Consider the following 17,414-nt stretch of genomic DNA (forward strand, 5'->3'; position numbering starts at 1 on the left):
CAAGGAGTTTTCCGTTTCGACTGCGCCGGAAGTGGGGCGAATTATAGACCTGTAGAATCTGCCGTCAAGGGTTAATTACGATTTTGTTGCAGAAGATGCTTTCTTTGCGATTAGGCGCGGAATCCGGCGCATTACAGGGGGAACACGCAGCAACAACAACAGCCCCCCTATAGAAGCGTAGACCGCCCACTCCTTCAGGTCCGCCCGGACAATCCATAGCATATGCAGCAGCCCCAGCCCCAGGATGAGATAAACCAGGCGATGCAGCTTCTTCCAACGCGCGCCCAAGCGACGCTGGCTATAACGATTGGACGTCACAGCCAATAACAACAGAAAGAGGAACCCCAGGCTTCCGACAAAGATATAGGGGCGCTTGCGCAACTCAACTCCCAGCTGCGACCAGTCCAACCCCAAGACGAATACCCCATAAGCACTCAGGTGCAGCACTACATAAGCGAAGCACCACAACCCCAACTGTCGGCGCACAGCGATCCAGCCCGGCCACCCCGTGAGTTTTTGCAAAGGAGTCATGCCCAAGGTGATCAACAACAGCACCAGCGTGCCCAACCCCAGGCGATCAACCAGCACCTTGCCCGGGTCCGGCCCCAGTACCGAAGCCCAGGCCTCATACAGCCAATACAGCGGCCAGATAGCTGCAGCGATGAAGACGCCGATACGCCAGAACGAATAACGCATCAGTAGTTCTTCCGCAGATCCATGCCGCTATATAAAGAAGCGACTTCATCCGAGTAACCGTTGAACATCTGGGTTTCCCGCACATTGGGACTGAACAGACTGCTGGGTAGACGCCGTTCCCGAGCCTGGGTCCAGCGCGGATGATCAACCGTCGGATTCACATTCGCGTAAAAACCATATTCGTTGGCCGCAATGCTCTGCCAGGTAGTCTTGGGCTGCTCGCTGACCAGACTGATGCGCACAATCGACTTCACACTTTTGAAGCCATATTTCCAAGGCACTACAAGGCGCAGCGGCGCACCATTCTGGTTAGGCAGTTCACGCCCGTACATCCCCACCGCAAGAATCGCCAATGGATTCATCGCCTCATCAAGACGCAATCCCTCGACATAGGGCCAGTCGATCAAGGCAAAGCCGGAGCGCTGGCCCGGCATACTCTTGGGATCCTGCAACGTTTCAAAGCGAATGAACTTGGCGTTGCTGGTGGGCTCCACCTGCTTGAGCAAGGCAGAGATTGGAAAACCTATCCAGGGAATCACCATCGACCAGGCCTCTACGCAACGCAGTCGATAAATACGCTCCTCCAGCGAGTAGGGCTTCATGAAATCTTCCAGGGCGTAGCGGCCTGGCTTAGCCACCTCACCATCCACGACCACACTCCAAGGCTGAGTCTTGAGCGCGCCCGCGTTGGCCGCCGGGTCCCCCTTGTCAGTGCCGAATTCGTAGAAATTGTTGTAGTGAGTCGCGTCCTTGAAAGGAGTGATCGCCTCATCCCTGACGGTTACAGCTTGCCACTGAGTGGTCGACAGCTTGTCGGAGAACCACCCGGGAGCCTGGCCCGGCTCAACATCGGCATAACGCGATGCGTCCTGTGCTGCTGCCCATCGCGGCAAGCTGGCAAACGCCATGCCCGCAACCGCACCACTGAGCAGGCTGCGTCGAGAGAGGTAAAGAGATTCGGGCGTAACCTGGGACTCATTGCAGTCGGACGACTTGGGGAATTTGAATAACATGGCAACTCCGCAGTATTGGAGGACAGATGTACCAATAGACTGCGGAGTATGGGGGAAATTACATCACTCGACGCTTTTGCGACGACGCAGGTGCAACAGGTACTGGATAGGGCCCGACGCCGCATAGGCGAGGAACACCAAAAGCAGAATGCGCGGCGGATCGCTGAACACCACTGCAAACACCAGTACCACCGCCAGGATCGCCACAAAAGGTACACGCCCTTTCAGGTCCAGGTCCTTGAAGCTGTTGTACTTGATGTTACTGACCATCAGCATGCCTGCGGCGGCCACCATCAACGCCACCAGGAACGACATCTTCGACCCCTGGATCCCGTAGTCGCTGAATGCCCAGACGATACCGGCCACCACACCTGCCGCTGCCGGGCTGGCAAGGCCGATGAAATAACGCTTGTCGGCAGTACCGACTTGAGTATTGAAACGCGCCAGGCGCAAGGCCGCGCCTGCCACATAGATGAAGGCGACCATCCAGCCGACCTTGCCCATGTCACCCAGGGCCCAGCCAAAGGCCAACAACGCCGGCGCTACGCCGAATGCAACCATATCGGACAGCGAGTCGTATTCAGCGCCAAAAGCACTCTGTGTGTTGGTCATGCGGGCAACACGCCCATCCAGGCCATCAAGCACCATGGCCACGAAAATGGCGATCGCGGCAAAGGCAAAGTACTTGCTCGCCCCGGCCGCATCTCCGGCGCTCATTGCACTCTGGGCGCTCATGGAGCTAATGATGGAATAGAACCCCGCGAACAGGTTCGCAGTGGTGAACAGATTCGGCAGAAGATAGATACCACGATGCCGGACTTTACGGCCTTCAGCGTCATGCCCTTCTTCGACATGCTCATCGATCGGTAGCAGGCTTTCGGCGTCAGAGGCCTGGTTTGGCTCTTCGGGACGTTCGCTCATGGACATTACCTTGCAACGGTGTGAAAAGTTTCGACAGATACCCAGGGCCGCGATTCGGCCACAAAGGATCCAGCTTTATACCAGAACCTATCCATGCAAACGAAAAAACGCGGCCTAGGCCGCGTTTTCCCTGACAAGACTCGAACTTAGTTCTTGGCTTTGTCGACGATTTTGTTGGCACCGATCCAAGGCATCATCGAGCGCAGTTGCTCGCCGATGATTTCGATACCGTGAGCGGCGTTGTTACGACGCTTGGCGGTCATCGATGGGTAGCCGGTAGCGCCTTCGCTGATGAACATCTTCGCGTATTCGCCGTCCTGGATGCGCTTCAGAGCATTGCGCATGGCCTGGCGGGATTCGGCGTTGATGACTTCTGGACCAGTCACGTACTCGCCGTATTCAGCGTTGTTGGAGATCGAGTAGTTCATGTTGGCGATACCGCCTTCGTACATGAGGTCAACGATCAGCTTCAGTTCGTGCAGGCACTCGAAGTAGGCCATTTCTGGAGCGTAGCCAGCTTCAACCAGGGTTTCAAAACCGGCTTTGACCAGCTCGACGGTACCGCCACACAGAACAGCCTGCTCACCGAACAGGTCGGTTTCAGTCTCGTCCTTGAAGGTGGTTTCGATGATGCCGGTACGGCCGCCGCCCACGCCTGCGGCGTAGGACAGGGCAACGTTCTTGGCGTTGCCGGAAGCGTCCTGATAGATCGCGATCAGGTCAGGAATACCACCGCCCTTGACGAACTCGGAACGTACGGTGTGGCCTGGAGCCTTCGGCGCGATCATGATCACGTCGAGGTCGGCACGAGGCACAACCTGGTTGTAGTGGATCGCGAAGCCGTGGGAGAAGGCCAGAGTGGCGCCCTTCTTGATGTTCGGCTCGATTTCGTTCTTGTACAGCTGGGACTGGAACTCATCCGGGGTCAGGATCATGACCAGGTCGGCACCGGCAACGGCTGCAGCAACGTCGGTTACTTTCAGGCCGTGGGCTTCAGCCTTGGCAACAGTAGCCGAGCCTTTACGCAGGCCGACTGTCACGTCTACGCCGGAATCCTTCAGGTTGCATGCTTGAGCGTGGCCCTGGGAACCGTAGCCGATGATGGCAACTTTCTTACCCTGGATGATCGACAGGTCGCAGTCTTTATCGTAGAAAACTTTCATGAATTTCCCCTATATCAGGCCGTTCCGGCCATTCGCTAATTTGAGTTAGATGCTCAGTACTTTGTCGCCACGGGCAATCCCGGTGACACCACTGCGTACGGTTTCCAGAATCGATGCGGTGCCGATCGATTGAATGAAGCTGTCGAGCTTGTCGCTGGTACCGGTCAGTTGAACGGTATACACGCTGGCGCTGACATCAACGATCTGCCCACGGTAAATATCGGTAGTGCGCTTGACCTCGGCGCGCTGGGCGCCAGTGGCCTTGATCTTGACCAGCATCAGTTCACGCTCGATGTGCGCGCTTTCCGACAGGTCTACCAGCTTCACCACCTCAACCAGCTTGTTCAGGTTCTTGGTGATCTGCTCGATGATCTCGTCATGGCCAACGGTGGTCAGGGTCAGACGCGACAGTGTCGGGTCTTCAGTCGGCGCCACCGTCAGGCTTTCGATGTTGTAGTTGCGTTGCGAGAACAGACCTACAACACGAGACAGAGCACCCGGTTCGTTTTCCAGAAGCAAGGAAATAATGTGCCGCATGATTAAGTACGCTCCGTCTTGCTCAGCCACATATCGCGCATGGAGCCGTCTTTGATCTGCATCGGATAGACGTGCTCGCTGGTGTCGACCTGGATATCGAGGAACACCAGGCGATCCTTCATGGCGAACGCTTCTTCCATCTTCGGCTTCAGATCCTTCAGATCCGTGATACGCATGCCCACGTGACCATAGGCTTCGACCAGCTTGACGAAGTCAGGCAGCGATTCCATGTAGGAGTGCGAATGACGGCTGCCGTAGCTCATGTCCTGCCACTGGCGCACCATCCCCAGCACACCATTGTTCAGATTGATGATCTTGACCGGCAGATCGTACTGCAGACAGGTCGACAGCTCCTGGATGTTCATCTGGATACTGCCTTCACCGGTGACGCAGGCGACATCATTATCCGGAAAGCTCAATTTCACGCCCATGGCCGCCGGAAAACCGAAGCCCATGGTGCCCAGGCCACCGGAGTTGATCCAGCGGTTGGGCTTGTTGAACCGGTAGTACTGCGCCGCGAACATCTGGTGCTGCCCCACGTCGGAGGTCACATAGGCATCGCCCTTGGTGACTTCGCACAGGGTTTCGATCACGGTCTGTGGCTTGATGATGCTGCCGTCGCCCTTGTCGTAAGGGAACAGGCCGCGATCGCCACGCCATTCCTCGATCTGCTTCCACCAACTGGCGACCGTCTCCTTGTTCGGGGTATCGCCGATTTCCTTGAGTGCCGCGACCATTTCGGTCAGGACGCTCTCCACTGGACCGACGATAGGCACATCGGCCTTGATGGTCTTGGAGATGGAAGCCGGGTCGATATCGACATGGATGATCTTGGCATTCGGGCAGAACTTCGGCGCACCGTTGATCACCCGGTCATCGAAGCGCGCGCCCACGGCCAGGATCACGTCGGCATGGTGCATGGTCAGGTTGGCGGTGTAGCTGCCGTGCATGCCGAGCATGCCCACGAACTGCCGGTCGGTGCCCGGATAGGCGCCCAGACCCATCAAGGTATTGGTCACTGGCAGATTGAGCATCTTGGCCAGTTCGGTCAGCGGTGCGGAACCGCCGCCGAGAATCACGCCGCCGCCTGCATAAAGCACAGGGCGCTTGGCCGCCAGGAGCATTTCTGCCGCCTTGCGGATTTGCCCGGAGTGACCGCGAACAGCTGGGCTGTAGGAGCGCAGCTTGGCTTTCTTGGGGAAAACGTATTCGAACTTTTCAGCCGGGTTGGTCATGTCCTTGGGGATATCGACCACCACCGGACCAGGACGACCGGATTGCGCCAGGTAGAAGGCTTTCTTCATGACTTCCGGGATTTCCGAAGCGTGCTTGATCATGAAGCTGTGCTTCACGATCGGCCGGGAGATACCGATCATGTCGGTTTCCTGGAACGCGTCGGTGCCCACCATGGTGCTGGGCACCTGGCCGGAAATGATCACCATGGGAATCGAGTCCATATAGGCGGTGGCAATACCGGTAATGGCATTGGTCGCGCCCGGGCCGGAGGTCACCAGTACCACGCCGGCTTTACCGGTGGCACGGGCATAGCCGTCAGCCATATGGGTCGCCGCTTGTTCGTGACGAACCAGGATGTGGGTCACTTCCGGTTCTTTGAACAGGGCATCGTAAACATGAAGGAGAGCACCACCCGGGTACCCGTAGATATATTTGACGCCTTCGTCACGCAAAAAGCGGACGAGCATCTCACCGCCAGATAAAAGCTCCACGTTGTTCACCTCTAAAACGCCAGAATACCGCCCTCAAAAGGGAGCGGGTCTTAATAGGTTTACTTCTCAGCAGAGCATGAGCGACGGTGGTCGCCGACTACGTCAGCACTGACTGAGCAAGTATTGGGAGCGCCCCAAAGTGTTGCGGGGTTTTCCCACCCAGCGCGAGGTAACGCGTTGCGGGTGTAGCACTTCGGCGCGGATATGCGCCTCATGATCTGCTGAGTGGGTCTGCTTCTGGCAGTCCCTCTACAGCGGACTTTGGATTCTTCTGTTTCGTCCTCTTCAAGTCAAGTCGTCTATGTGGTTAATTCGAACTAAGCGCATGAGAACGCAAGAAAAAACCCAAAAACGACTGCTGTCTGCGCTTCAATTGCGCAATCTTCGGCAAGCAACTCAGAAATGCGAACCCGGACTTTGGGCGAAACCCCATTGCCAGAGAGCCGAGAGGAACGTCATGCACTGCAACAACAGCAATGCACGGACAGACATGAACCCTTCGAAGTTGTCACTTCGAGAGAACGAGACTGAAGTGGGCAGCATGGAGGGAGGCGACTGCCAGGCATGCCTGGCAGTCGTGTTTCAGCGAGTAGCAACGATGAGCTGATCAAACTCTTTGAGCAGAACTCGCAACTGCTGGTCGCGCCCCTGCATCGAGCGAGTGGAGAACACCATCTCGGCCATTTCCTGAATACCTGACGCATTGGGCAGCGGCAAATCCTGCTCCAGAATCATCTTCATGCGGGGCAGAAAGATCCACTGCAGCCATTGCTCGAACTCCAGAGTATCCACGGCAAAGGGCTGAGTGCTGGCCAGTGCCTCGGCACTGGGCACAACGTCGTCCCACAGGCCCTGCACACGCAACTCACGCTCGATCAGCAGCAACTGTTCGGCGATCCTGGGAAAGCGCCCATCCATCACAGCGAAACCCGAGCTTTCTGGCGCGCCTGCGCTGCACCTGCGGCATCACCCTGTTTCTCACGCGCCTGGGCAATCAGCTCCCACAGGCTTGCCTGGAGATCAGGGCGGCCGTTGGCAAAGCTCAGGCCACGGCGAGCGAACTGCTCGGCCTGGGGCGCATCCCCCTGGGCCATGCGTACCTGAGCCAGGCGATACAGCACCTGCGGCTCGCGTGGCGCAACACGCTGCGCTCGCTCGAGGCTGGAGGAAGCACCGTTCAAGTCACCACTGGACTGCTGTTGTTGCGCAGTGGTCAGCAACGCCAGCACCGGGCCATCCAGTTGCTCATCGGCCGACAGACCACCGGCCCGGGCCGAAGGGATGCCACTGGGCGTAGAGGGCATGTTGTAAGTGCCCTGACTGATCGGTGCCGACTGATAACCGGAGCCGTCCACCGGACCCGGGGTAATAGGCCCTGAAGTGACCGGCCCCGGAGTAATGGGCGAACTGCTGATCGGCGCAGAGGCCGTAGCGCCGCCGCCCGGAACCATTACCACTACGCCGGAATCTTCCGGAATCGCCTGTGCCTGAGCCTGCGCCGGGCGCTTGATGGTCGTCTGGCGAAAGCCTCCGGAGGCGGAAATCCGCTCGCTGTTGGACACGGCAGTGCCGGAATCCACGACGGGAATAGAGCCGCGCTGCACACTGGCGCAACCGTTGAGCAACGCCAGAGCTGTAATAGCTGGAATCCACCACTTGTTCACGTCAAACCCTCATCGCTTAGTTCATCCAGCCCTTGACCCAATCCATCACCGAATCGCCGCCTGCCGGGTTTTCTCCCCCACAGGAAGCACCGGGAGGCGGTTCGCTGCCGCGAATATACGGCATCTGCACAGCCCCCGGACAGTTGGCATCGGAGCCCTGCCCGGTACGCGAATCGACCCAGGCCTGAACCACGTTGTCCGGCTGCGGCATATCCAGCGGCAGCGGGTCGGCCTTGCGCATGAAACTGGTCCACACCTGCAAGGCGCCGGTAGCACCGGTAAACGGCGTCTTGCCGTTATCGTCGCGGCCCAGCCAGACCACGGCTAGCAGGTCCTGGCTGAAACCGGCGAACCAGCTGTCACGGGAATCGTTACTGGTACCGGTCTTGCCCGCCAACGCTAGAGTCTTGGGCAACACGTTGTACACCGAGCTGCCGGTGCCTTCGCGCATCACCCGCTGCATCGCGCTTTGAATCAGATAGATCGAGCCGGCATCGAAGCGCTGCTGAATCTGGAACGGATAGCGCTTGAGCGGCTCGCCTTCCGCTGTCAACACGCTGCGAATCCCGCGCATCGGCGTATTGAAGCCGCCATTGGCCAGCGTCTGGTACATGGTCGCCACTTCCATCGGGCTCATGCCCCCTGCCCCCAGCAGCATCGATGGGAAGGCCGGGAACTCGCGGGTCACCCCCAGGCGCCCAAGGGTCTTCAGGACATTGGGCACACCCACTTCCAGGCCGAGCCGTGCGGTAGACAGGTTGTAGGAGTGAGCCAGGCCCTGGTACAGGAACACCGTACCGTGGGAGCGCCGGTCATAGTTCTGCGGCTTCCACACCTGCCCGTCCGCGCCTTTTACCGAGAACGCCTCATCCGACAGCCAACTGGTCAGGGTGTACTGACTGGGCTTTTCCAGGGCGGTCAGGTAGACCGCCGGCTTGATCAACGAGCCCACCGGGCGCACCGCATCCAAGGCCCGGTTGAAACCGGCAAAGCTGGCCTGACGACTGCCGATCATGGCCTGGACCTCACCCGTTTCCGGGTTGGTCACCACCATTGCCGCCTCGACGTCTTCCGAGCCCTTGCGCCCGGCCAGGCGCTTGAAGGTGTCGTTGACCGAGGCTTCAGCTTTCATCTGCAGGATCGGATCGAAACTGGTGAAGATCCGCAGGCCTTCTTCAGTCAAGTCTTCATCACGGTAGTCTTCGCGCAACTGGCGCTTGACCAGGTCGAGGAAACCGGGAAAGGAACTGTCCGCCAGGCTGCCGCGCTTGGTTACGCCCAGCGGCATCTTCTTCGCCGCCTCCACCTGTTCCGGGGTAGCCACGCCCTGCTGTGCCAGCAGATCGAGCACCAGGTTACGCCGCTCCAGGGCACGTTCCGGGTAGCGCCGCGGGTTGTAATAGGAAGGCCCTTTGACCATCCCGACCAACAGCGCCACCTGGTGCAACTTGAGTTCGGACAGGGGCTGGCTGAAGAAGAACTGGCTGGCCAGACCGAAGCCGTGCACCGCACGCTGACCGTCCTGGCCGACGAAGACCTCGTTGAGGTAGGCCTCGAGAATCTCGCGCTTGTCGTAATGCAGCTCCAGCAACAACGCCATCATCGCTTCATTGAGCTTGCGCGACAGGCTGCGCTCGTTGGTCAGGAAGAAGTTTTTCACCAACTGCTGGGTCAGGGTACTACCGCCCTGGCGCATCTGGCCGGACGAAGTGTTGACCCAGATCGCACGGGCAATCGACTTGGGCGACACCCCGTGGTGTGAATAGAAGTCGCGGTCTTCCACCGCCACCAGAGTTTCCAGCAGATACGGCGGAACCTGATCGATCTTGATCAGGATCCGGTCTTCGAGGTTCTTCGGGTACAGGCCGCCGATCAGCAATGGCTCCAGGCGCACCACCGCGAGCTTGGCCCCCTTGCTGCCGGACAGTTCCGCCACGTAATCGCCGGAGAAGCGCACGCGCACCGGCTGAGCCTGCTCCAGCCCTTCATAGAACTGGAAGCCGCGGGTGTTCAGGTCCACGGTATTGCCATTGACCGAGGCTGCGCCCGGGCCGTTGGCGACACTTTCACGGCGATAGCCCAGAGCGTCGAGTTCCGTGAGGAAATCGTCCTTGCTGAGCTTTTGTCCGACGAACAGCTCAAGCGGGCGGGCGTAGACCTTGGCCGGAATGGTCCAGCGCTTGCCGGAGAATTTTTCCTGGACCACGGCATCGAGGTAAACCGCAAAGCCGGCGAGCACCACCAGACCGACCAGACTGAGCTTGAGGGCCCAGCCCAGCCAGGGGCGCAGGCCACCAGACGGCGTTTTTTTAGCAGAACGAGGGGATCGGGTACGAGTCATGGCGGCGGATTATACGCACTTTATTCATCGTCAACATGCGCCACCCGAGGTTTGCCTTAGTGCGTTCAGCGGCCATAATGACGCCCTCGATTTTCCCGACTCTGAAGGATCGCCTGTGAGCCAGTCACTGATCGCTGCCCTGCAAAACCCCGCCTTGTTTCCTCATCCCGTAGAAGGGTTTCAGGTCATCGAAACCCACATCTCCTGGGTTCTGCTCACCGGCCCCTTTGCCTATAAAGTGAAGAAGCCGGTCAATTTCGGCTTCCTCGACTTCACCAGCCTGGACGCCCGCGAGCACTTCTGCGGCGAAGAGTTGCGCCTGAACCAGCGCCTGACCGAGGACCTGTACCTGGAAGTCCTGCCGATCACCGGTAGCGCCGAAGCCCCGGTACTGGGCGGCGATGGTCCGGCTATCGAATACGTACTGAAAATGCGTCAGTTCCCGCAAAGCCAGTTGCTCAGCACCTTGCAGGCCAACAGCGAGCTGACCACTGCGCACATCGATGAGATGGCCAGGCAGATCGCCCACTTCCACCTTAGCGCGCCCAAGGTTCCAGCTGAGCATGAAGCCGGCACCCCGGAGAGCGTGATGGCTCCGGTGCGTCAGAACTTCGAACAAATCCGCCCATTCCTCAGCGAGAAGGCCGATCTGCAACAACTTGAAGCCCTGCAAGCCTGGGCCGAAACCAGCTTCGAACGCCTCAAGCCTCTGCTGGCCCAACGCAAGAGCGAAGGTTTCATCCGTGAATGCCATGGCGATATTCACCTGGGCAACGCCACTCTGATCGACGGCAAGGTGGTGATTTTCGACTGCATCGAATTCAACGAACCGTTTCGTTTCACCGACGTCTACGCCGATACCGGCTTCCTTGCCATGGACCTGGAAGACCGCGGTCTGAAGAGCCTGGCGCGACGCTTCATCAGCCAGTACCTGGAGCTGACCGGCGACTACCAGGGCCTGGAGCTGCTCAATTTCTACAAGGCCTACCGTGCCCTGGTACGCGCCAAGGTCAGTCTGTTCAGCATGCCTGCCGAAGCCACGCCGGTGCAGCGCGCCACCACCCTGCGCCAGTACCGCAACTACGCCAATCTGGCGGAAAGCTACAGCACCATTCCATCGCGTTTCCTGGCCATCACCTCAGGCATTTCGGCGGTCGGCAAGAGCCGCGTGGCCATGCGCCTGGTAGAGGCACTGGGCGCCGTTCGCCTGCGCTCCGACGTAGAGCGCAAGCGCCTGTTCGGCGAGCAACAGGTGCCCAACGACCCACACGCTGGCATCTATAGCAGCGAAGCCAGCAGCGCCACCTACGCGCGCCTGCATGAAATCGCCGAAACCATCCTGCGTGCCGGCTTCCCGGTAGTGATCGACGCGACCTACCTCAAACGTGCCCAGCGCGATGCCGCGGCCAAAGTGGCCGAGGCCACTGGTACGCCCTGCCTGATCATCGACTGCAACGCTCCTGAGGCAGTGGTTGCCAGCTGGCTGGCCCAGCGCCAGGCCGATCAGAACGATCCATCCGACGCCACTTTGGAAGTGATTGCCAACCAGCAAGCCACTCGCGAAGCGCTGACCGACGAAGAGCTGCTGCGCAGCAAGCGCATAGAAACCAACGAAAGCGGCAGCCTGGACGCCCTGGTTGCCAACATTCGCCAACGCCTCCCAGGCCTGTAAACGGTCATTTCAGCCGTGAAGTGGCAAAGACTTCACGGCTGAAAAATAGTGGCACTATACTGGCGTCATAAATCCAACACTGGTGACGTCGCCATGAGCCAACCGAAACTTCTCGACACTCCGCTTTACGCCCTGCTGCATAAAGACGACATCGTCGGCTTCAACCGCGAACGCCCGAAAGATCAACCCATCGACATGCGCGGCGGGGATTTCCGCGGCCTCGACCTGCGGGAACTGAACGCACAAGGCATCGATTTCACTGACGCCTACTTTCGCTCCGCGGATCTGCGGGGGCTGGACTTGAGAAACTCGTCCATGGAAGGCGCCAGCCTCGCCCATGCACAGATTTCCGGCGCCTACTTTCCGGTGGAACTGAGTGCCGACGAGATTCTCATGTCGGTCAATTTCGGCACCCGCCTGCGTTACCGCACTCGCTGACCCCCGCCGTCCGTCTTTGTCCGGCGTTCTGTTCAGCGCCGGACCTGGTCCGCTTTCTCGCCTGCACCCCGCCCTTCGCATGGCCTGCCCCCCCCCTCCCTTTGAGCTTCACCGCTGCGCCCTTAGAAGCATTTGCGCCAAACCCGACCAAAGAACAGCGCGTTTTCTACTGAGCGCTACACTCCTCTGAGGCTGCCCACTCACCATTCGGCCATCGCCAGGAGGCTTAATGAATGATGAACTGCAACACCTGAAGAACCTTGGCAAGACATCGGCACAATGGCTGCATGCAGTGGGCATCCATAGCGCTTCCGACTTGCGCCGCCTGGGTGCGGTGGACGCCTACCGGGCCGTGCGGACCCGTGGTTTTCGTGCGTCGAAAGTCTTGCTCTATGCCATCGAGGGCGCCCTGATGGACATGCACTGGAACGACCTTCCCGCCGAACGCAAAGAGGCGTTGAACAAGCAACTGGACGCCATTTCCTCTCGTCACAAAAACTGACTGGCAGAGCCAAATGTATCTAATGGGGGAGCAGCCGGCTTACGCCGACGCCTTGATCAACAGACTGCAGAGCATTCCGCCGCAATTGCTGGACGGGCTTGCGCCCAGCGGCCCGACGTTGGAGCTTGGCCCCATCGCTGAGCTGTCCAGCGTATTGCCCGGCGACCAGTTGTTCCTCCTGGCAAGTGGCGTGATCCAGGCCAGTGTCGAAGAGCGGCCACTGTTCTACCTGCATGAAGGCGACCTGGTGGGGCTGCGGCGCGGCATCGAACTCCCGCAGTGGCAACTGCACTGCGATACGCCGCTGCAACTGATTCCCTATCTGAGGACTGAAGTGTTTCGGCACATCCAGGCCGACGTACAACGCTCGGAACTGCTCGTACAGTACCTGATCGGCCAGACCGCCCTGCTGTCCGATGCCATTGCCCGTCTCAAGCCGCCAGAGTTGCGCAGCAGCAACGGCTTCAAGCGCGTGGAGGCGGGCGAAAGGCTGATTACCCAGGGGGATGAGGCAGATCATGTGTTTGTAATACTCGAAGGCCATGCACAGGCCTTCGTCGACGGGCACAAGGTCGGCGACGTCCCCAAGGACGAGATTTTCGGCGCCATGGCAGTGTTCACCGGAGAAAAACGCAGCGCCAGCGTGATCGCCAGCGAACCCAGCACAATCATGCTGATTCCCAAGGACCAGTTTCTCAGCCTGACCCAGAGCAATCCGCGCATTGCCCACAGCCTGATCGAAAGTATGGCGCGCCGCATCGACCTGTTGAACAAGGAAGTGACCCGGCTCATGACCTTGAACAACTCGAACTGACCCCGGATTCCAGGCAGATCCAAACGGACGTTTGGCAAAATATGCAGAAATCTGAAAAGCCTTGTTGACTTCGAAATGAGAATCGTTATGATTATCACAACTGGTCGCGAGATCAGTCGATAACCTGGAAGACCAGTGGTTCGGACTCTCAGATTATCTCCTCATCAGGCTAATCACGGTTATTTGACCCGGCTCTTGCCGGGTCTTTTTTTGCCCGCAGAAAAGCCCTCCGATCAGGGCCTCAGTTGCGCGCAATAGTCCTTGGCGGGCTGGGGCGGCGTATACCAGACGTAGTCGGCCGATGCCGCGGCAACCTGTTGCCCCTGCTCCGCCAGAATCAACACCACCACCTCCTGGCTTCGGTCCAGATCGGCAAGATGCAGAGGCACGCCAAGATCCTTGCGACCGTGAAACGCCCCGGCCAGCAACAGGGCCGGAGCCGGAGCCGCCAGCAGCTGTTCAGCCATGCGTCGGTCCCGTTGCTGCTGCACCGCCCGCATTGCCGGCACCTGGCTCTCCGGCAGCAAGCCACAGTGCGATTCGCGGATTTGCCCGGCCAATGCCTCGATCACCGACGGTGCGTTGCTCCGTGTGCCGGTCAGGACGGGCGCCCGTGCATAAATGGCACGCACCTCCTGGCGATCCAGATTGGCAGCGAGCAAGGGATAGGGCTGACGCAGGGCAAAACCCACCAGCGGGCCGTAGAGGCTCCAGTCCCAGCCTGATTGCCAGGCCAACCTGCCGGGTAGGTCATCAGGCAACCGCCCCCCATCAATGGAGCGTTTTACCCCATCGACTTCTGGCTGCTGATCCGGGTTGAGCATTTCCAGCAACAGACTGCCCTGTGGCCGCTCCCGGGCCATGGAGCGCAAGAGCCAGAGTTGCAGGACATGATGATCGGGATTGTCATGCTGCTCGCCAATGATCACTCGGGGGGCCCGTGCCAGGCGCCCTACCAGTTCGACAGGGGTCAGCGCCTTGGCACTGCGCAGCTCAATGATACTGCCGGGCGCCGAAGCCACCGGCGGCGGCAGGATCCCCGGCATGCTGTGACAGGCGGCCAGCAGCATGGCCAGCAACAATGGCAATACGCGCATCAGGTCTCTCCGGGCTTCGCCTCAGCGGGCGATGATCAACGGGTGCCCGCGTTCGGGATGCTCCTGCACCAGAACTTCCAGGCCGAACACCGCCTTCAGGGGCTCAGGCCGCAGTACCGCGGTCGGTGTTCCCAATGAATGCGGGCGGCCGCCTTCAAGCAACAAGACCCGGTCACAATAACGCGCAGCCAGATTCAGGTCATGCAGGATGACCAGCACCGCCGCGCCGCGGTCGGCGAAGGCTCGAATGGCCTGCAAGGTGACGTGCTGGTGCAAGGGGTCGAGTGCAGAAGTCGGCTCATCCAGCAGCAGGTTGTGCCCTGGCTGGCCCGGCCACAGTTGCGCCAGGACCCGCGCCAGATGCACCCGCTGGCGCTCGCCGCCGGACAGCGCGAGATAGCTGCGCCCCGACAGGTGCGCCACATCGGCAGCATTCAAAGCAGCGTTGACGATTTCCTCGTCACGCACGCGCCCGGTCTGATGGGGCAAACGCCCCAGCGCCACCACCTCCTCCACACGAAAGGCGAAATCCAGGCTCGAAGCCTGGGGCAGCACTGCCAGGCGCTGCGCACGCTCGGCGCCCGACCAATGAGCCAGTTCCTGATCATCCAGCAGCACCTGCCCCTGATGAGCCGCCAGTTCACCACTCAAGCCCCCCAAGAGGCTGCTTTTACCTGCACCATTAGGGCCGAGGACTCCCAGCACCTCGCCCGGCAGCAACTGCAGGTCGATGCCAGCCAGGACGTCTTTGCCGCCGCGCCGCACATGCAGGTTCTCGACTCGCAGCATCAGGCACGCCCTCGCAACAACAGGTACAGAAAGAATGGCGCACCGATAAAGGCCGTGACGATACCGATGGGCAACTCGGCAGGCGCCAGCGCCAGGCGCGCCACCAGGTCAGCCAACAGCAGCAGGCTGGCTCCGGCCAGGATCGAGGCCGGGAGCAAGGTCCGGTGATCCGGACCGGACAACAGTCGCACCAGATGCGGCACCACCAGGCCGACAAAACCGATCATTCCCGCCGCCGCCACGGCAGCGCCCACACCCAGCGCGGTGCAGAACACCAGCTCGCGCTTGAGACCTTCGACATCGATGCCAAGGTGCTTGGCCTCGGACTCGCCCAACAGCAGTGCATTCAACGCCTTGGCTCGGCGCGGCAGCCACAGCGCAACCGCGGCGGTCACCAGCAGCAAGGGCCACAAGCGCTGGTAACTGGCACCATTCAGGCTGCCCAGGTTCCAGAAAGTCAGAGTGCGCAACGTGGCGTCGTCCGCCAGATAGGTGAACAACCCCACCGCCGAACTGGCCAGCGCCGTCAGGGCAATCCCCGCCAGCAGCATGGTTGCCACATGGGTCTGCCCGTTGCGCCGCCCCAGGCGATACACCAGCGCCGTCACCCCAAGGCCGCCAAGGAAGGCACACAGGGAGAGCAAATAAGGGCCGACAGCCTCTGGCAGGCCGCCGAACATCGAGCCGCCAACAATGGCGATGGCCGCACCCAATGCTGCACCACTGGAAACCCCCACCAGCCCCGGGTCTGCCAGGGGGTTGCGAAACAGCCCCTGCATGGCGACCCCGGACAGCGCCAGAACTCCGCCCACCGCAAGACCGAGCAGAGTCCGGGGCAAGCGAATCTGTCCCAGGATCAGTTCCGCCTGCTCCAGGCCCTGCCCGTCGATCGGCAATCCAAGCAGGCGCAAGGCGGCACGCAAGGTATCAAACAAGGGCAGGCTGACAGGGCCCAGGGCCAGGGACAGCCAGATCGCCACAAGGCACAGGACGCCCAGCCCGATAAACAGTGTTCGAGGCTTGACCAGACGACTCATTGGGCCGGCTTGGCCTGGGGATAAAAGGCGCTGGAGAGGCGTTTCAGGCTATCAGGCAAGCGAGGGCCCAGGCCTCCCACCAGCAAGGTCGGGTCCAGTTCCACCACCCGCCCGGCCTTGGCCGCCGGTGTGGATGCCAGCACCGGGTTCTCCTTGAACAGTGCGGCACGAGCGGCATCGCCGGTCAGGCTGCGATCGGAGAACACCAGTACATCCGGATTCAAGCCCGCCAGGGATTCGACCGAGAATGGCTTATAGCCGGTATGAGTCGCCAGATTGCGCCCACCGGCCTGTTGCAATAGCCAATTCGCGGCGGTGTCCTTGCCGGCGATCAGGGGTTTGCCGCCGGCATGCCCGAGCAACAACAGCACCCCGGGCGCCGCGTGCTGCGCTTGAGCCTGGGCGACCCACGCCTGCTGCTGCCCAAGTTGTTGCTGATAGCCCTGGAACAGTTGCCCGGCCTGCTCTTCTCGGCCCAGCAATAGCCCCAGATGCTGCAGGGTAGCTTGCAAGGTCGGCAAGTCGGCCTGGGCGGAAAACAGTTCGACCTTGACCCCGGCACTGCGGATCTGCGAAAGCACTGGCGGCGGCCCCATCTCCTCGGTACCCACCAGAATCTGCGGCCGCAGGCTGAGAATGCCTTCGGCCGACAACTGACGCTGATAGCCGATGCTCGGCAGCGCCTTGAGCGACTCCGGGTGCTGGCTGGTGGTATCGACGCCCACCAGCTTGGACTCGGCCCCCAGAGCCGTTATCCACTCGGACAAGGCCCCACCGGCACTGACCCAACGCTGCGGCAACTCATCAGCGGTGGCCCACTGGCTCACCAGCAATCCGGCACAGAACGCAATGGCGCAGGCACTCAGGCGCATAAGAACATTTCCTTCATTAAAGTGGGGGCCCGCGCAGCTGCTGTCCATGTGACATGCCGGACAGGCCGGGCATCGAAAGGAACAAGCGTCCCGTAACGGGCGGGGCGGCCATTTGATAATTGTTTTCATTT

At 60.3% G+C, this 17,414-nt stretch carries 17 protein-coding genes; 4 read left to right on the top strand and 13 right to left on the bottom strand.

Annotation, left to right across the window (positions count from 1 at the left end; genetic code table 11):
* Positions 1–75 precede the first annotated feature (75 nt).
* From msrQ to mrcB, 9 genes are all read right to left on the bottom strand, one after another.
* Positions 76–696, bottom strand: a complete 621-nt coding sequence (msrQ, locus tag AC1RCO_RS23605) for a protein-methionine-sulfoxide reductase heme-binding subunit MsrQ (protein ID WP_220223288.1) — start codon at positions 694–696, stop codon at positions 76–78.
* Positions 696–1,709: a protein-methionine-sulfoxide reductase catalytic subunit MsrP gene (msrP, locus tag AC1RCO_RS23610; protein ID WP_019092854.1), complete on the bottom strand. Its 1,014-nt coding sequence runs from the start codon at positions 1,707–1,709 to the stop codon at positions 696–698. The genes msrQ and msrP overlap by 1 nt, the downstream gene beginning before the upstream one ends.
* Positions 1,710–1,772: 63 nt before the next feature.
* A complete protein-coding gene (gene pssA / locus AC1RCO_RS23615; RefSeq protein WP_011063487.1) occupies positions 1,773–2,630 on the bottom strand; it encodes a CDP-diacylglycerol--serine O-phosphatidyltransferase in 858 nt (285 codons plus the stop codon).
* 146 nt (positions 2,631–2,776) lie between these two features.
* Positions 2,777–3,793 carry a ketol-acid reductoisomerase gene (gene ilvC / locus AC1RCO_RS23620; RefSeq protein ID WP_007959661.1) on the bottom strand — a complete coding sequence of 339 codons (1,017 nt, stop codon included), beginning with the start codon at positions 3,791–3,793 and terminating at the stop codon, positions 2,777–2,779.
* Between the two features lie 45 nt (positions 3,794–3,838).
* A complete protein-coding gene (gene ilvN, locus AC1RCO_RS23625; protein ID WP_011063488.1) occupies positions 3,839–4,330 on the bottom strand; it encodes an acetolactate synthase small subunit in 492 nt (163 codons plus the stop codon).
* A 2-nt stretch (positions 4,331–4,332) separates the two neighbouring features.
* Positions 4,333–6,057, bottom strand: a complete 1,725-nt coding sequence (locus AC1RCO_RS23630) for an acetolactate synthase 3 large subunit (protein WP_026019946.1) — start codon at positions 6,055–6,057, stop codon at positions 4,333–4,335.
* 582 nt (positions 6,058–6,639) lie between these two features.
* Entirely contained in the window at positions 6,640–6,975 is a 336-nt protein-coding gene (locus AC1RCO_RS23635) for a YqcC family protein (protein ID WP_492618101.1), read from the bottom strand.
* On the bottom strand, positions 6,975–7,721 hold the full coding sequence (locus AC1RCO_RS23640; protein WP_011063491.1) for a tetratricopeptide repeat protein: 747 nt from the start codon (positions 7,719–7,721) through the stop codon (positions 6,975–6,977). The genes AC1RCO_RS23635 and AC1RCO_RS23640 overlap by 1 nt, the downstream gene beginning before the upstream one ends.
* Before the next feature lie 16 nt (positions 7,722–7,737).
* Positions 7,738–10,062, bottom strand: coding sequence for a penicillin-binding protein 1B (mrcB, locus tag AC1RCO_RS23645; RefSeq protein WP_072445080.1), 2,325 nt, complete (start codon positions 10,060–10,062; stop codon positions 7,738–7,740).
* Positions 10,063–10,177: 115 nt separating this feature from the next.
* Between mrcB and AC1RCO_RS23650 the strand changes: the two genes are divergently transcribed.
* The 4 genes from AC1RCO_RS23650 (at position 10,178) to AC1RCO_RS23665 (ending at position 13,488) form a co-directional block, all read left to right on the top strand.
* Positions 10,178–11,734: a bifunctional aminoglycoside phosphotransferase/ATP-binding protein gene (locus AC1RCO_RS23650; protein WP_123397765.1), complete on the top strand. Its 1,557-nt coding sequence runs from the start codon at positions 10,178–10,180 to the stop codon at positions 11,732–11,734.
* A 93-nt stretch (positions 11,735–11,827) separates the two neighbouring features.
* A complete protein-coding gene (locus AC1RCO_RS23655; protein ID WP_011063494.1) occupies positions 11,828–12,172 on the top strand; it encodes a pentapeptide repeat-containing protein in 345 nt (114 codons plus the stop codon).
* Between the two features lie 229 nt (positions 12,173–12,401).
* Positions 12,402–12,674 carry a TfoX/Sxy family protein gene (locus AC1RCO_RS23660; protein ID WP_011063495.1) on the top strand — a complete coding sequence of 91 codons (273 nt, stop codon included), beginning with the start codon at positions 12,402–12,404 and terminating at the stop codon, positions 12,672–12,674.
* A 13-nt stretch (positions 12,675–12,687) separates the two neighbouring features.
* Positions 12,688–13,488 (top strand): Crp/Fnr family transcriptional regulator, encoded by an 801-nt coding sequence (locus AC1RCO_RS23665; protein WP_019092858.1) that lies wholly within the window; start codon positions 12,688–12,690, stop codon positions 13,486–13,488.
* 233 nt (positions 13,489–13,721) lie between these two features.
* Here AC1RCO_RS23665 and AC1RCO_RS23670 read toward each other — a convergent pair whose 3' ends face one another.
* Genes AC1RCO_RS23670 through AC1RCO_RS23685 form a run of 4 tightly spaced genes read right to left on the bottom strand, consistent with a single transcriptional unit; the run spans position 13,722 to position 17,283 of the window.
* Positions 13,722–14,585: a ChaN family lipoprotein gene (locus tag AC1RCO_RS23670; protein WP_019092859.1), complete on the bottom strand. Its 864-nt coding sequence runs from the start codon at positions 14,583–14,585 to the stop codon at positions 13,722–13,724.
* Positions 14,586–14,606: 21 nt separating this feature from the next.
* Positions 14,607–15,374, bottom strand: coding sequence for a heme ABC transporter ATP-binding protein (locus AC1RCO_RS23675; protein WP_011063498.1), 768 nt, complete (start codon positions 15,372–15,374; stop codon positions 14,607–14,609).
* Positions 15,374–16,411 carry a FecCD family ABC transporter permease gene (locus AC1RCO_RS23680; RefSeq protein WP_011063499.1) on the bottom strand — a complete coding sequence of 346 codons (1,038 nt, stop codon included), beginning with the start codon at positions 16,409–16,411 and terminating at the stop codon, positions 15,374–15,376. Before AC1RCO_RS23680 ends, AC1RCO_RS23675 begins: the two co-directional genes overlap by 1 nt.
* Positions 16,408–17,283: a heme/hemin ABC transporter substrate-binding protein gene (locus AC1RCO_RS23685; protein WP_011063500.1), complete on the bottom strand. Its 876-nt coding sequence runs from the start codon at positions 17,281–17,283 to the stop codon at positions 16,408–16,410. Before AC1RCO_RS23685 ends, AC1RCO_RS23680 begins: the two co-directional genes overlap by 4 nt.
* Between the last annotated feature and the right edge of the window lie 131 nt (positions 17,284–17,414).

The organism is Pseudomonas sp. GW823-FHT03E05 (genome assembly GCF_058796855.1).